The sequence below is a fragment of the Pseudomonas sp. XP2 genome, from assembly GCF_053557975.1.
In genome coordinates this window covers 37,179-52,271 of record NZ_JBNRIK010000006.1, presented here as the reverse complement: position 1 = coordinate 52,271, position 15,093 = coordinate 37,179, and the positions used below count along the sequence as shown (strand labels likewise).

Below are 15,093 nucleotides of genomic sequence, written 5' to 3'. Positions count from 1 at the left end.
AAAGTAATGGGTCGGAGGAGTGAAGTTGAAAATTAAGTTCCCAGTCATTGATTATCGCCACCTGCTATACATAGGCGGAGCTACCGGCAATAGGCGCGCCATCAATACCTTGATTGAAGCAGGAGTTTTGGGAGCGCCGCAGCTTGGACGGAAGCCTGTTATCGATCTTCTTCACTCATATTTCGACAAGAAATTAATTTTCCACAAGACGCACCATGTGGTTATGCAGATGATCAGAGTTCGAAAATTCTATAAGTTTTTGGATGAGCTTGGTGTCGATTTGACGCTCGAAAATGTTTCATTCAGCTACGAAGCCTACAGCAGAAGGTTACTAGAAACAGCTTGGCTTCGTTCGAGCACCTTATCGCTGAGTGCCGCTCGTCAATTAGATAATGGTATTCGAGCTGTTCTCCTGGAGGCCTTGAGTTTGCCAACTGGCGCGCTCTATTCAGCGTTTGACAAAATTGGTTTTTTCCGTCCTCTCAGTAAGCGGACCCAAAAATGACGATTCGTACAAAGTCTGAAAGCGAATTAGGGTTCGAGCATTGTGATTTTGAGGGCAATAAACCCATGACCAGTTTCCGTTACCTACTCTACGTTGGTGGGGCGGATACCAATATGCGCTCTGTAGAAAAATTGATTGACACTGGCTATTTAGGGGCGCCGCGAAGCAGCAGGCAGCATCTTGCAACATTATTTCACTCGTACTTTGAACGTAAATTTAGCACTCATTTGAGACGAAGCGTTGTAGGTGACGTGTTTTCTCTTAGGCGCTTTTATAAAAATTGTGACAGTCTTGGTATCGATCTTACTGTGGAGAACGTGTGCAAAAACTATGAATCATATAGTGCACAACTTTGGCAGTTATTGCTGTCTGGCAAGTGTTCCATCTCCGCCGAATCAGCGTACCGGCTTGATTCTGACATTTTGGGCATCATCCAGGGCGCTCTTGAGCTGTCAGTAGGCACTCTAAGGTCTGCGTTTAATTACACAGAGCTTAGGCGTCGCGGATTGATCAAGGTTTTCAAGATTGATAAGAGCAATCTTAATGAAGGATTTCAGTTTGGGGCTGATCTGCTTGATGTTATTGAATCATTTACGCTGCAAACGTGCCTTGGTGAATTACCTCTGATAATCCGGTATTCGAATGCAGAAAGTTATGAGTACTGGGGGAACTTATATCACCCAGATAAACTGTTGGGGGAGGATGGTCGGCTTGCTCACAATGTTGAGCGCGTGCACCTAGCCCGAGAGAAGAAGAGATTGAGCGGGACTGTTAAGGCTCGTGCGAAACTTTTGGATATCCGGATTCATGCGGAGTTTTCTTTGTTCGTTTCACAGACCGGTATGAATGTTTCGGTCGCCTATCGCCTTCCTTTTGAAGACTACAGGTGCGCTACATTTGAGGGCGGTTATAGGGTGCAGGCTTATAAACCTCGTAGAGGGAGTAAAGTAGAGTTCATTATTTTTAGTGAATATCAGAAGTATTTTATTGATTATCTTCGTTTTCTCAAAGAAGCATTTCCAAATGGATGTGATTATCTGTTCCCCTTCAGCATCAAGGGTGAGAAGCGCGCGATGGAGTATAGGCAAACGCTCTTTGCGGCTTTGCTTAAAGATAGTGGTAGAAATTGCCTTACCTTAAAGTCACTTCGCGAAAAACGGGTCAATTGGTTACTGCGCGAAACGCATGATCCTGAGTTCGTGGCAGATGTTGCTCAGCATACTGTAGGGACGATGTTTAAAAGGTACTCGAAGCCAAATCACCACATCGCAAGTAGTGAGTGGGCCTCTTATTTTGCCGAGCGAAAAGAAGCGAGGCCTGCGGTACTTGATGGTGAGTGCCGGCCTTATAGCCCTGAGCCTATAAAGGGTAGCCAAGTTACTCCCGATTGCGTTAACCCTACAGGCTGTCTGTTTTGTGAGCATTATGAGGGTATTGAATCCTTTGATTACATATGGTCATTGCTCACATTTCGCTACCTGAAAACCTCGGAGTTGAAGCTTATTCCTGTTGGCAGGGGAATCGAAAATTCGCCACAGAAGTCCGTTATCGATCGTATAAATTTTATTGTAGAGGATTTCTCAAATTTGAATGATGAGTGTCGATCTTGGAGAGATGAAGCTGAAATTAGAATCTTGGAAGAAAATTTCCACGACAATTACCGTGCTTTGATTGAGGTTAGATTCAATGTCTGAACGCATGATTTGCAAAATCGCTATGGAAGATCCACCGCTGTGTAGTCTGAATCGAGAACTTCCACAATTTCCCCCGTCAGACGACTTTCCTGTGTGCATTTCTAAGCGCGGGGTTGTATTGGCCCGATTTAAAGATGATTGTTGGCCGATGCAGGAATGGCTCGGGAAGGTCTTTACATTTAGGTTTGGGCGAGAGTCAACATCGAGGGTATCTCCGTGGCTGTCAGAGAAAGAGTCCTACATTTTCAAGCTGATCGTGGTTCTAATGATGTGGGTTGCTCCGGGGGGGCTGACTCCCTCGACTCTTCAATCTCGATACGGAAAACTTAGAAAGCTATTTAAATTTTGTGCAGAAAATGGAATCTCAGTGGCCGAGCTACACAAGTTTCCTCATTTGGTTTCCAGCTTTACTTCGCAGTCTGTATCATATGCTAGTCAATTTGTAAGTCCGCTCAGATCTATTTATAATTATCAAGATGTTTTGGGGTTTAAGATTTTAAATCTTCGTCAGATCGGGGAGCTATTTATAGCAGGAAAAGCGCGAAAATCAAGACAAACTCCTTATATTCCATCTCGTATTTCCCAGATGCACTTGCTGCGCGCTCTGGAGTTAATGAGTGATTATAATGCGCACGCGACTGCTTTCGAGGATTTATATTCATACGTTTGGGGTGCATATGTCAGTAATAATGGTGCGGCCGAAACTTGGAGCGGTAAGTTGATTAGTCCTTTTAATAAGAGCGCTATTGGGCCGGGCGCCGTATATTATGGGGCCTTTGCTAAGGCTGCTGAGAGATTTGGGGTAAAAGACGTATTGTTTAAGTGGATGTCTCGTCGTCCGGGTGGGTGTCCCAAGATTGACTTGATAGCGCTAAGCTCTTTTCTAAGTTGCGTTGTTCTCGCAGGTTCTACCTGTATTTCGAGCCTTAGTGCAATGCGGAAAGAAGAGATAAACAAACTGAGAATTAACTGTTTTGAAGCGCGTGAGACCGATCTTGGAACTGTTTACTATCTTAGTGGCGAAACCACTAAAACTATTAAGGATGACGATGCGCGCTGGGTTACATGCCAGGACACCCTGAAAGCAGTCTCTGCTATGGCATCTATAGCGAAGTTGAGAATGACGGCGGCGATAGAGTTGGGCGTCGATCATTCGACGGATGAGGTTAACAATCCGTATCTCATTTGTAGGGCTTACGAGCCTTGGTCAAAAGAATGGGGCAAAGATCGGTCGGTTCAAACGGGGTTGCGGAAAGCTATTAGTGCATCAAGCTTTTATAAGAATTGCCCAATTTTGTTTTTGCCAAATGATACAGTCATTACAAAAGAGGATTTCGAAGAAGCGTTGAAGGTAAATCCAGACCTTAATATCAAACGTTTTGCCGTTGGTGAGCGGTGGCCGTTGGCATTCCACCAGTTCCGCAGAACATTAATGGTAAATGCTTCGCTTTCAAAATTGGTTTCGCCGCAATCAATGCAGTATCAATTGAAACATCTTTATCTGAGTATGCAGATGTATTATGGGCAAAATCATTCTGGGTTGGCTTTTGACTCTAAGGCGAAGGAGGAGTTTATTGAGACTTCGTATGAGATGATGGCTCATAGGATTGGGGCGTTGAAGAGTCCTAAGTTTGTATCCACAATAAGTGCTCTGCATAAAGAGCGCGCGATTAGCTATTATGAGGGGAAAACTGTGAAGCAGCTTACGAAGATGGCCCGGCAGGGGGCAATGTCTGTCAAAGAGACTATCATGGGAATCTGTCTCAATACAGAGCCTTGCGAGTTTGGAAGTGCTGACTTTGTCTTGGGTTGTAATGAGTGTACTTCTGGACTTGCCTGCAAAGATAATTTGCCTCTCATAAAAAAGGTTGATGATCGATTAAAGTCCCAGCTTGATTCTACTAAGGAGGACAGCCCTCGCAAAGATGCGCTTAGGGTTCAATATGAGTTTACACAAAAACTGATCAATGTGGTGCTGGTTTAATTGCCAATTGGAAGCTGATGGGTAGTCTTCGCATCTGAGTTGCCTTGCCTGTCCGCCAAATTCCTAGTATGTCTTAGGTTTAAAGGAACTTTTGTGAAAAATAGCGCTGAGGAAGAATACCGTAAAGCGTTTAAGCGTATCATTGAAGGGAAGCCTATTCGAATAAGTAAACATGCTAAGTTGACGCTGGCCAATATCGCGCGAGAGGCGGGGAACGATCCGTCAGCGCTGAAGAAGTCACGTTACCCTACATTCATAGCTGAAGTTGAGGAGTACAATAGCTCACCTAGTCCGACTGTAAAGCGTTCTGACCGTTCGCTTACCGCTCAGCTTACAGCTGCCAGAGCTGAGAATAACGCTTTACGGGAGCGATGCACGGAATTGGCTGCTGAGAGGGATATTGCACATTCAAAAGTTCTGAATCTCCAACTAGCACTCATTGAGAAATGCCAGGAATTGGAGGAGTACATTGGGCCGTCTAGCATAGCTGTTCTGGATCAGCATGCTCGTAAGAAACATATGGAACGTGATGATAGAGATGAGAGGCCTTAGATTTTTGCCAGTTGGTACTCGATGTCAGCACAGGTTCGGGATCTCCTCTGTTTTTGGTCGTCCAAAATCCCTTACTGATTCCAATCGCAGGGCAGACCGCAACGTTTTGCCTAATCGCCAAGTGAGGTTGAGATACGCTGCTGTCCGGAGCGGTGCTGTCTTTGGGTGTCGATGGTAAAAACGAGCCACCCGTGCTAAATAGCCAAGCGATAGATGGCTTGTCGCCATCAGGCATGAGGTGGCGCAGGGATGCAATTTGTAACGAACGGTCCGGATGTCCCAGATGAACTGCTCCAAGCCCACGAAGAGGGCAAGGTGGTTTTCTTCTGCGGAGCAGGTATTTCTTACCCAGCTGGGCTGCTGGACTTCAAAGGCTTGGTACAGCTCATCTACAAAGAGGCGCTGACCACTTTCGATAGCGCAGAGCAGAAAGCCTTCGATAACTATCAATACGATGCCACGCTAGATCTCCTTGAGCGGCGCCTGCCGAACGGACGGGCTGCTGTTCGAGAGGCGTTGGCACGGGCACTAAAGCCCAATCTTCGGCTCAAAGGTGCAACGGACACGCACGCAGCATTGCTGAGCTTGGGGAGGAGCCGGACCGGAGCGTTGCGTCTCGTCACAACAAATTTCGACCGCGTATTCGATGCCGCAGGTCGGCGCACAAAGCAGCAGTTCAATTCTTACTCCGCCCCGATGCTTCCACTTCCTAAAAACAGTCGCTGGGATGGGGTGGTTTATCTGCACGGTTTGCTGCCGAATAAGCCCACTGTCTATGAACTCAATCGACTCGTCATCACGAGTGGTGACTTCGGCCTTGCATACCTGACCGAGCGTTGGGCTGCCCGATTTGTCAGTGAGCTATTCCGCAACTACGTGGTTTGCTTCGTCGGGTATAGCGTCAGTGACCCGGTTTTACGCTACATGATGGACGCGCTGGCAGCTGACAGGATGCTTGGCGAAATAACTCCTCAAGCATGGGCTTTCGGCTCCTGTAATCCAGGGGAGGAGAGCCAAAAAACTGCTGAGTGGAAGGCAAAGGGCGTAGCTCCCATTTTGTATCACACCCAATCGGGGGCTAATCCGCATAGAGGTTTGAATCAGACTCTGAAAGCCTGGTCTGAGACTTACAGGGATGGGACTACTGGTAAGGAGCGGATAGTAACTAATCATGCTCTCTCCAAGCCTTCAGCCAGCACGCGGCAAGATGATTTCGTGGGACGTATGCTATGGGCGCTCTCCGATAGTTCTGGGCTACCCGCGCGCCGGTTTGCGGATTTCAGTCCCGCCCCGTCCTTGGAGTGGCTGTTGGACGCATTCAGTGATCCGCGCTACTGCCACTCAGATCTAGGACGCTTTGGGATTCCTGCCCAGGCGGAAACTGACAAAAAGCTCAGCTTCAGTCTGGTTCAGAGGCCCACGCCTTATCACTTGGCGGCTCCGATGACGCTTGTCGCCGGGCGCACGAGTTATTGGGATGATGTGATGTTCCAGATAGCTCGTTGGCTTGTGCGCCATCTCGACGATCCTGATCTTTTGCTTTGGCTCACTGCTCGGGGTGGATGCGTCCACGAGCGCCTTGAGTTTCTTATTCAGGAGCAGTTGGGGCTTACCGCCAAGCTTCAGAATGAGGGAAAAACTACCGAGCTGGATGCGCTCCGAAAAAGCTCACCTAAGGCGATCCCAGGACCTCTCATGCGCAAGCTCTGGGGGCTGTTCCTGGCTGAGCGTATCAAGTCGCCGTGGAGAGAGATGGATCTTTACAGCTGGGTTGAGCGACTGAAGCGAGACGGTCTAACCGCGAGTCTGCGGCTACAGCTACGTATGCTGCTTTCACCAGTGGTTTCCATATCCAAGCCATTTCGATTGTCGGACGATGTGGATATTTCACCAACGCATTTACGGCATCTGGTGAACTGGGAGTTGGTCTTAAGCTCCGACCACGTCAGATCCACGCTCTCCGAGTCGTCTCATGAAATGTGGAGGTCGGCGTTGCCGTTGCTCCTAGAGGACTTCCAAACACTGCTCCGTGATGCATTGGATCTTTTGCAAGAATTAGGTAGTGCTGACTCCTTTGAGGATCGATCATTCTGGGATCTGCCTTCGGTTAGCCATCACTGGCAGAACCGCGGCTTCCGCGAGTGGGTCGTGCTCATTGAGCTAGTCCGCGATTCGTGGATGGCAAATTTCAGACAGCATCCCGATGCTGCCGCGAAGATCGCGCGCGGTTGGTTTGAGAATCCGTATCCTACCTTCAAGCGCCTGGCGTTCTTTGCGGCGAGTCAAGATGGCGCTATACCCGCAGAGGAGTGGGTTGAATGGCTGCTAGTAGAAAATAGCCGTTGGTTGTGGTCAATCTCCACTAAGCGAGAGCTTTACCGCCTACTTGTGCTGCAAGGGCAGAGGCTGCCGCTTGCGGCTCAAGAAGTGCTGGAGGCGGCGATTCTAGTTGGGCCTCCGAGAGATAATTATGCTGACGACATCACGGATGATCGCTATCAACAGCGTGTAGACCAGGCCATCTGGAGAGCCTTCGCGAAGCTTCGGTTGGGAGGACTTATCCTCGGCCCTCATGCTCAGCAAAGGTTTGATGAGCTGTCTGCTGCCAACCCGCTTCTCCGTTTGGCGCAGAACGAGAGCGATGAATTTTCTCATTGGACGAGTGGGACCGGAGACCCGGATTACCAAGATGAGCGGGTCATCAGGCTGGCACCTCACAAGCGAGAAGCACTTGTTGAATGGCTCCGAAATCCCCCGGCCGAAAATGAGTATTTTGACGAAGACACCTGGAGGAACGTCTGTAAGAAACATCTTCTCAACAGCCTGCATGCGTTGGCAGACCTAGCGAAGGAGGGGCAGTGGCTGGTGAGGCGTTGGAAGGAGGCTCTCCAAGCTTGGAGCGAGTCAGGTGTTTCCCGAAAGTCGTGGCGTTATGTTGCTCCATGGATTGAAGCGATGCCGGACGAGGTTCTTTTCCAAGTAATTTACGATGTCACTCGCTGGCTTGATGAGGTCTCTAAGTCGAGCTTTGAAGGTCTAGCCGTGTTTTTGAGGATCTGCCGCAGAGTGATGGGGCTGCCTCTTGATACGGATACGGGCATAACTAGCAATGGTGAGCCCATCAATCAGCCGGTTACTGAAGCCATCAATCATCCGATTGGTCACGTAACCCTAGCTCTTCTGAATATCTGGCAGAGAACCGAGCTTAGCGATGACGATCGACTTCCAGAGGAAATCAGTCACCTCTTCACGGAGTTATGCGACACACGAGTGGACAGATACCGTCATGGTAGAGTTTTGCTTGCGTCGAGACTCATCTCTCTGTTCAGAGTTGATGAGGCGTGGACTAGAGCTAATCTGCTTCCACTTTTCAGTTGGGCTACCAATCCAGCGGAAGCTAGATGGGCGTGGGAGGGTTTCCTTTGGTCACCGCGTTTATACCGCCCGCTTCTTTTAGCTTTTAAGGCTGATTTCCTCAATACCGCTAGCCATTATGAAGACTTAGGGGAGCATGATGAGCAGTTCGCTGCGATTTTCACCTACGCAGCATTAGGTCCCCTTGAAGGCTATAGCTCTGAGGAGTTTCGTCTCGCTTTCGCAACGTTTCCTTTAAAGGCGTTACAGGAGTCTGCTCAGTCTCTTTCGCAAGCACTGGAGGGGGCAGGGGAGCAGCGAGAGGAGTATTGGCAAAATCGAATCCTGCCCTTCTGGCAGCATGTCTGGCCGAAATCTAAAGATCTGGTGACACCCATCATCGCTGAGTCGCTGATACGGATGACCATTGCAGCCGGGACAGAGTTTCCCGCTGCTTTGAATGCTGTCTACGACTGGCTAGTTCCCACGGAGCATATGCATTATGCCGTGCATCGTCTGCGAGAGTCAGGGCATTGCACTGCCTACCCGGCCGATGCGTTGCGGCTATTAGCAGCAGTGGTAGATGATCAAGCCTGGCTATCTCCTGATCTTGGCCCGTGTTTGAGCGATATTATTAAGGCGCAGGCGAGCCTCGCTGATAATGCTGAGTACCGCAGGTTGGCTGACTATACCCGTCGTCATGGGCTGCTTTAACTCAATGCACCTTGGCATGATTATATATATAAGTTTATAGAGGGAGAAGCAGCTATGGGGTCGCCAGAAATTCACGTAGCTGAATGCGATAGTGATTTCAGTGATGAAAACGTTTATTCGGGGCAGTCTACATATCTGTATTCTTCTAGGCTTGACTGCTCATCAAATCTTGCCGAAATATGCAAGATTCTTGTGCGCTCTGACGCTTTCAGATTTGCTTTGGATAATAGAGGAGTAATAATCTTTGAAGAACAAGGCCGAATTAAGACTCAGAGTTTAGATATCCAGACTACTGTCCAAGGGATGGGGATGACGGTCAAGGGGCATGAGGCTTTCATGGCTGCAAAAGGCCAGGATTCGGTTCGCTACGCTTTTATAAAGGCGTTAAACTTGTTGCTGTCGGAGCGTAAGTTATTTAATGGGACGTTTGGCTTTCCAGCTGAGAGTGTGCGTATATTCCTGCGGCCTTTGGCAATTCAAGCTGAAGGTGTTGAAGGGTATGAGCTTTTCCTTCCGCATGTAAAAATTTCAAGTGATGGATTGATTTCCATTGCTTTGGATGGAGTGCTTGGGTTTGATGAGCTGACCTCAGATGAAGTTGTTCACGAAGAGGTGAACAAGTCGCTACGCAATTTAAGTTCGGTGCTTTGTGTTAAGGCACTACATCACGCATCTACTGAGTGCCAAATTGCGCAGCTTTCTTTTTTGGAGCGACGTGCTCAGAGAGGGGCATTTGAAGAAATGACTAACGCCTCGATGAACTTGCCGTTTTCTATAGGTTTTTTAAGTGAGGAGTTGAGTCTTTATGAGCTTATGCATACGGATCAGCTAACTCTAACTGATGTTGCAAGGCATCTATTGTCTGTAGTTGCACGGTCAATTGCAGTTGGTAAGGTGAGGTCGAGAGTAAATTGGTTTAAGGTTCGTAAGTTCGATCCGCCGGTTTGTAGGTTTTGGTATGGTAAGCCACTTGTGGCAATCCTAAGTCATACGGCGCAGAAAGAAGCGGCAGAAGAGAATTGGAGTGCTCACAAAGTTTTTGTGAGTAGCGTTATGGTTCGGGCTGATTTATCTGGCGGGTCGTATGGTCAGTCGGTACAGCTCAAAGATTTGAGGTGTTTTGATGACTTTAATAGTTTTTACTCAGAGCCGGTGTCTTTGATTTTTTCGTCTTTGAAGGTCTCTAAATTCATAGATAGTAATGAAGGCTATGCGTTTGATAATTTGATCTCCGATGTCCAGGTGTTAAATGAAGTTGCGCATTTGATGGTTGTTTTTTATGCGTATGCTTCGTCGGCTTTGGATGGGTGTAAAAAATCGACAGAAGTGACTCGCGTTGAGTTGCAGGTTCTGGGGTTTGAGGAGTCGTTGTACTCCTTGTATAAGTACGGGGAGGTGGCTGACTATATCGAGGAGATTAGGCGTGGTGCTCACCTCACTATGGTCGGCAGGATGTTCCATAAAAAAGTTGAAGCTGTGAAGAAGTCGCTTGAGCTTGATGAAAAAATCGCGTCTGAATCGTTCACCAGACGGATAACTATAATATTTGGAATCATCGCTTCGGCCGCTCTCTCCCCAGAGTTAATCCAACCCGTAGCTAAGCTGGCCGGGATCAGTTTCGACGATCAGTGGACAAAAATTGCTGGGCTGGCAGTGGCTATGACAGCTGTAGTGGGCGTGTTGGTGATCACTCATTTTGGGTTCAAAGCGGTTCAGTGGCTGCTCAGGCGTATTAAGAATTGAAGTCGCCGACCGTTTGAGCAGGCTACGTTTTCTTGTCCCGAGTCTCAGCGGTTGGGATTGAGCGTAGCTGGAGTGGCTGGTGATAGATGCTGTGGCTGGCCCGCGTGTGATGATGCCTGATTTGAGATTTTTCCCACGATTTCAAAGAATCTGAGCCTGCCTGATGGCTCTGCAATTGCTAGAGGGCTGGCTATCCGATCTGCCGTAGACCTGGTCTCAGTTGTGAATGACAACGGCCAGGGAGTGGAGTACGGACATCATCAGATTTTGCTGGAACGCCTATGCGCAAAGGGTTACAGAGATGTCTGTCCGGGGAGGATAAACCTGTGTTCTTAGGTGATGCTTTCAGAGGCGATCTGCATCACCTGCTCGCCGCGTACGTTGGCGATGTCGGCCAGTTCCGGCACGCCGGCAATCAGCTTGTCGATGCCCAGCTTGGCAGCCTGGTAGGTGGCGCTGTTGGCCGCGCTGGCGCCGGCGCCGGCAATGGTGCCGCCCGTGGCGAGGATGACGACGTTGGCCAGTTTCTGCTGTGTTTCGGCTTCTTTGGCAGAGGCGGTGGCTGGCAGGATCAGCAGCAGGGCGAGTGCGCTGGGGGCGAAGGTTTTGAGTGCGGCGTTCATCATTATTGTTCTCTCTTCCTAATGAGATTGTTGTTATTTCGCACAGAGCGCTAGGCATATTTCGTACCAAGCCATCGTGCGCCCCTTGTAGGAGCGGCCTTGCGTCGCGATGGGCTGCGTAGCAGCCCCGACAATGTGGGGTGTTGCACCTAAAACGGAGCGGCTACGCGACCCTTTCGCGACACAAGGACGTTCCTGCAAGAGACAATGCTCCATTCGTAATTCCGAACAAGCATAGGAAAGGCTGTTCGGTTTTCCGGAAAAAACTGCATAATCGGCTCCAGCAGCATCTGCCTCCGACAGCCAAACGGATTTGACAAACGCCGGTCTTGTTTCCATAGTTAGCCAACGCAAACGTTTGCGATCCGATAAAAAAACAAGATTCGGAGTCATCGTCCATGAAACTGCCGTTCCCCGGTCGTCTGCTGGCCCTCGCTGTCGTTTCCTCCCTTTCACTCGCACTTCCCCTGGCTGTCGCTCACGCCGAAGACAAACCCAAAGTCGCTCTGGTGATGAAGTCACTGGCCAACGAATTTTTCCGCACCATGGAAGACGGCGCCAAGGACTACCAAAAAAGTCACGCCGACGAATTTGAGCTGATTGCCAACGGCATCAAGAACGAGACCGACACCGGCGAGCAGATTCGCATTGTCGAACAAATGGTCAATGCCGGCGCCAAGGCGCTGGTGATTGCCCCGGCTGATTCCAAGGCGCTGGTGTCGGCGGTGAAGAAGGCCATGGACCAGGGTGTGGTGGTGATCAACATCGACAACCGCCTGGACCCTGATCTGCTCAAGAGCAAAGGCATCAGCGTGCCGTTCGTGGGCCCCGACAACCGCAAAGGCGCGCGCCTGGTCGGCGACTACCTGGCCAGCCAGAAGCTCAAGGCAGGCGACCAGGTGGGCATCATCGAAGGGGTCCCGACCACCACCAACGCCCAGCAGCGCACCGCCGGTTTCAAGGACGCCATGGACGCCGCAAAGATGAAAATCGTCTCGGTACAAAGCGGCAATTGGGAAATCGACAAAGGCAATGCCGTCGCCGCCTCCATGCTTAACGAATACCCCGACCTGAAAGCCTTGCTGGCCGGCAACGACAGTATGGCCCTGGGCGCCGTATCGGCCGTGCGCGCCGCCGGCAAGGCCGGCCAGGTGCAAGTGGTGGGCTACGACAACATCAACGCCATCAAGCCGATGCTTGCCGATGGTCGCGTGCTGGCCACCCTCGACCAGGCCGCCAGCCAGCAGGCGGTGTACGGCATCCAGGCTGCGCTGAAAATGGTCAAGGGCGAGAAACCGGATGTGGATGCCGACAACGTCATCCAGACCCCGGTCCAACTCATCACCAAGAAGCCCTGATGCTGCCAGGAGACACGGCCATGCCTGCATCGGCCAATGAAGTGGTGCTCGCCGCCAACGGCCTGGGCAAGACGTACGCCCAGCCGGTGCTGGGCGAAGTCAGCCTGAACCTGCGGGCTGGCGAAGTACTGGCCCTGACTGGCGAGAACGGCGCGGGCAAGAGTACGCTTTCTAAGCTCATCAGCGGCCTGGAGGCGCCCACCACCGGGCACATGACCTACCGCGGCCAGGCATACGCGCCCGGCAGCCGCAGCGAGGCCGAGCGCCTTGGCGTGCGTATGGTCATGCAGGAGTTGAACCTGCTGCCCACGCTGACCGTGGCGGAAAACCTGTTTCTCGACAACCTGCCCAGCCGCTTTGGCTGGATCAGCCAAAAGCGCCTGCGCCAGCTGGCCACGGCCGCCATGGCCCAGGTCGGGCTTGACGCCATCAACCCGGACACCCCGGTCGGCGAACTGGGCATAGGCCATCAGCAGATGGTCGAAATTGCCCGCAACCTGATCGGTGACTGCCATGTGCTGATCTTCGATGAACCTACCGCCATGCTCACCGCGCGCGAGGTGGAGTTGCTGTTCACCCAGATCGAGCGCCTGCGCGCGCGGGGCGTGGCCATCGTGTATATCTCGCATCGCCTCGAAGAACTGCAGCGCGTGGCCCAACGCATCGTTGTGCTGCGCGATGGCAAGCTGGTGTGCGACGAGCCGATCCAACGCTACAGCAGCACCGAGCTGGTCAACCTGATGGTCGGCCGCGAGCTGGGCGAGCATATCGACCTGGGCCGTCGGCAGATCGGTGCACCGCTGCTCAAGGTCGACAAGCTCAGCCGTGCGGACAAGGTGCGCGAAGTGTCATTCGAGGTGAGGGCAGGGGAGATCTTCGGCATATCCGGCCTGATCGGCGCCGGCCGTACCGAGCTGTTGCGCCTGATCTACGGTGCCGATCGCGCCGACAGCGGCAGCGTCGCGCTGGGCCTGCCGCCGCAGCCGGTAAGTATCGACTCGCCCAAAGCCGCGGTACGGGCTGGTATCGCGCTGATCACCGAAGACCGCAAAGGCGAGGGCCTGCTGCTGACGCAGTCGATCAGCGCCAACATCGCCCTGGGCAACCTGGGTGCGGTATCGCGGGCCGGCGTGCTCGACGGCGAGGCGGAACAGGCTTTGGCCGAACGCCAGATCCAGGCCATGCGCATTCGCAGTGCCGGCGCGCAACAAGTGGTGGGCGAGCTGTCTGGCGGCAATCAGCAGAAAGTGGTGATTGGCCGCTGGCTGGAGCGCGACTGCCAGGTGCTGCTGTTCGACGAGCCCACCCGTGGCATCGATGTGGGTGCCAAATTCGATATCTATGGCCTGTTGGCCGAGCTGGCGCGCCAGGGTAAGGCCCTGGTGGTGGTGTCCAGCGACCTGCGCGAGCTGATGTTGATCTGCGACCGCATCGCGGTGCTGTCCGCCGGCCGCCTGATCGACACCTTCGAACGTGACCATTGGAGCCAGGATCAGCTGCTTGCGGCCGCCTTTGCCGGCTATCAGAAACGTGACGGAATGCTGCACGGTGCAGCCCCCAGGATGGACGCATGAAAACCACCCCGCTCGATAGCCAAGGCGCCGCCCCTGTGCGCCGCAGTGGCACGTACTTTGGCCTGGGCACCTACCTGGGCCTGGCCGCCGCCTTGCTGGCCATGATTGTGCTGTTTTCGTTTCTTAGCAGCCACTTCTGGTCGTACAACACCTTCAGTACCCTGGCCAACCAGATCCCCGACCTGATGGTGCTGGCCGTGGGCATGACCTTCGTGCTGATCATCGGTGGCATTGACCTGTCGGTGGGCTCGGTGCTGGCGTTGGCGGCTTCTGCAGTGAGTGTGGCAATCCTCGGCTGGGGCTGGGGCGTGCTGCCCTCGGCGCTGCTGGGCATGGCCGTGGCCGCGCTGGCCGGCAGCATCACCGGCGGCGTTACCGTGGCCTGGCGCATCCCGTCGTTCATCGTCTCGCTCGGGGTGCTGGAAATGGCCCGCGGCCTGGCCTACCAGTTCACCGACTCGCGCACCGCCTACATCGGCGATGCCTATGCCTGGTTCTCCAACCCGGTTGCCTTTGGTATTTCGCCAGCGTTCATCATCGCCTTGCTGGTGATTGTGCTGGCCCACCTGGTGCTGACCCGCACGGTGTTCGGCCGTTACCTGATCGGCATTGGGACCAACGAAGAAGCCGTACGCCTGGCAGGCATCGACCCACGCCCGTACAAAGTGCTGGTATTCGCCCTGATGGGGCTGCTGGCAGGCCTGGCCGCGCTGTTCCAGATATCGCGCCTGGAAGCAGCCGACCCCAACGCCGGCTCCGGCCTGGAGCTGCAGGTGATCGCCGCCGTGGTGATTGGCGGTACCAGCCTGATGGGCGGGCGCGGCTCGGTCATCAGCACCTTCTTTGGCGTACTGATCATTTCCGTGCTGGCCGCCGGGCTGGCGCAGATTGGCGCCAGCGAGCCGACCAAACGCATCATTACCGGGGCGGTCATCGTCATCGCCGTGGTACTCGACACTTACCGCAGCCGGCGTGCAGGCCGGCGGAACTGA

Annotated in this window: 9 protein-coding genes and 1 pseudogene; 9 read left to right on the top strand and 1 reads right to left on the bottom strand. The window is 52.5% G+C overall.

Annotated features, from left to right (window positions below; genetic code table 11):
• Positions 1-25: 25 nt before the first annotated feature.
• The 6 genes from ACK1VC_RS09135 (at position 26) to ACK1VC_RS09110 (ending at position 10,546) form a co-directional block, all read left to right on the top strand.
• Complete coding sequence (locus tag ACK1VC_RS09135; RefSeq protein ID WP_061203972.1) at positions 26-505, top strand: hypothetical protein; 480 nt, start codon at positions 26-28, stop codon at positions 503-505.
• Positions 502-2,199: a hypothetical protein gene (locus tag ACK1VC_RS09130; RefSeq protein ID WP_131812295.1), complete on the top strand. Its 1,698-nt coding sequence runs from the start codon at positions 502-504 to the stop codon at positions 2,197-2,199. Before ACK1VC_RS09135 ends, ACK1VC_RS09130 begins: the two co-directional genes overlap by 4 nt.
• Positions 2,192-4,183, top strand: coding sequence for a hypothetical protein (locus ACK1VC_RS09125; RefSeq protein WP_131812294.1), 1,992 nt, complete (start codon positions 2,192-2,194; stop codon positions 4,181-4,183). Before ACK1VC_RS09130 ends, ACK1VC_RS09125 begins: the two co-directional genes overlap by 8 nt.
• A 93-nt stretch (positions 4,184-4,276) precedes the next feature.
• Positions 4,277-4,735 (top strand): hypothetical protein, encoded by a 459-nt coding sequence (locus ACK1VC_RS09120; protein ID WP_131812293.1) that lies wholly within the window; start codon positions 4,277-4,279, stop codon positions 4,733-4,735.
• Positions 4,736-4,984: 249 nt separating this feature from the next.
• Entirely contained in the window at positions 4,985-8,803 is a 3,819-nt protein-coding gene (gene dsr1, locus ACK1VC_RS09115) for an anti-phage defense-associated sirtuin Dsr1 (RefSeq protein WP_181073902.1), read from the top strand.
• A gap of 54 nt (positions 8,804-8,857) precedes the next feature.
• Complete coding sequence (locus ACK1VC_RS09110) at positions 8,858-10,546, top strand: hypothetical protein (protein WP_131812292.1); 1,689 nt, start codon at positions 8,858-8,860, stop codon at positions 10,544-10,546.
• Between the two features lie 335 nt (positions 10,547-10,881).
• On the opposite strand, the pseudogene ACK1VC_RS09105 reads toward ACK1VC_RS09110, so the two are convergent.
• Positions 10,882-11,169 (bottom strand): annotated as a pseudogene (locus ACK1VC_RS09105) (asparaginase domain-containing protein); the annotation flags it as partial.
• Between the two features lie 398 nt (positions 11,170-11,567).
• Here ACK1VC_RS09105 and ACK1VC_RS09100 point away from each other — a divergent pair.
• From ACK1VC_RS09100 to ACK1VC_RS09090, 3 genes are read left to right on the top strand one after another with little or no spacing between them, the layout of a single operon-like run.
• Positions 11,568-12,527 (top strand): sugar ABC transporter substrate-binding protein, encoded by a 960-nt coding sequence (locus tag ACK1VC_RS09100; RefSeq protein ID WP_191086743.1) that lies wholly within the window; start codon positions 11,568-11,570, stop codon positions 12,525-12,527.
• A gap of 20 nt (positions 12,528-12,547) precedes the next feature.
• On the top strand, positions 12,548-14,101 hold the full coding sequence (locus tag ACK1VC_RS09095) for a sugar ABC transporter ATP-binding protein (protein ID WP_191086742.1): 1,554 nt from the start codon (positions 12,548-12,550) through the stop codon (positions 14,099-14,101).
• Complete coding sequence (locus ACK1VC_RS09090; protein WP_060517224.1) at positions 14,098-15,093, top strand: ABC transporter permease; 996 nt, start codon at positions 14,098-14,100, stop codon at positions 15,091-15,093. Before ACK1VC_RS09095 ends, ACK1VC_RS09090 begins: the two co-directional genes overlap by 4 nt.

Bases quoted from the DNA above. Each gene is read 5' to 3' on its own strand.
- ACK1VC_RS09130 (WP_131812295.1), top strand. From the start codon at position 502: ATGACGATTCGTACAAAGTCTGAAAGCGAATTAGGGTTCGAGCATTGT.
- ACK1VC_RS09125 (WP_131812294.1), top strand. From the start codon at position 2,192: ATGTCTGAACGCATGATTTGCAAAATCGCTATGGAAGATCCACCGCTG.
- dsr1 (WP_181073902.1), top strand. From the start codon at position 4,985: ATGCAATTTGTAACGAACGGTCCGGATGTCCCAGATGAACTGCTCCAA.
- ACK1VC_RS09110 (WP_131812292.1), top strand. From the start codon at position 8,858: ATGGGGTCGCCAGAAATTCACGTAGCTGAATGCGATAGTGATTTCAGT.
- ACK1VC_RS09100 (WP_191086743.1), top strand. From the start codon at position 11,568: ATGAAACTGCCGTTCCCCGGTCGTCTGCTGGCCCTCGCTGTCGTTTCC.
- ACK1VC_RS09095 (WP_191086742.1), top strand. From the start codon at position 12,548: ATGCCTGCATCGGCCAATGAAGTGGTGCTCGCCGCCAACGGCCTGGGC.
- ACK1VC_RS09090 (WP_060517224.1), top strand. From the start codon at position 14,098: ATGAAAACCACCCCGCTCGATAGCCAAGGCGCCGCCCCTGTGCGCCGC.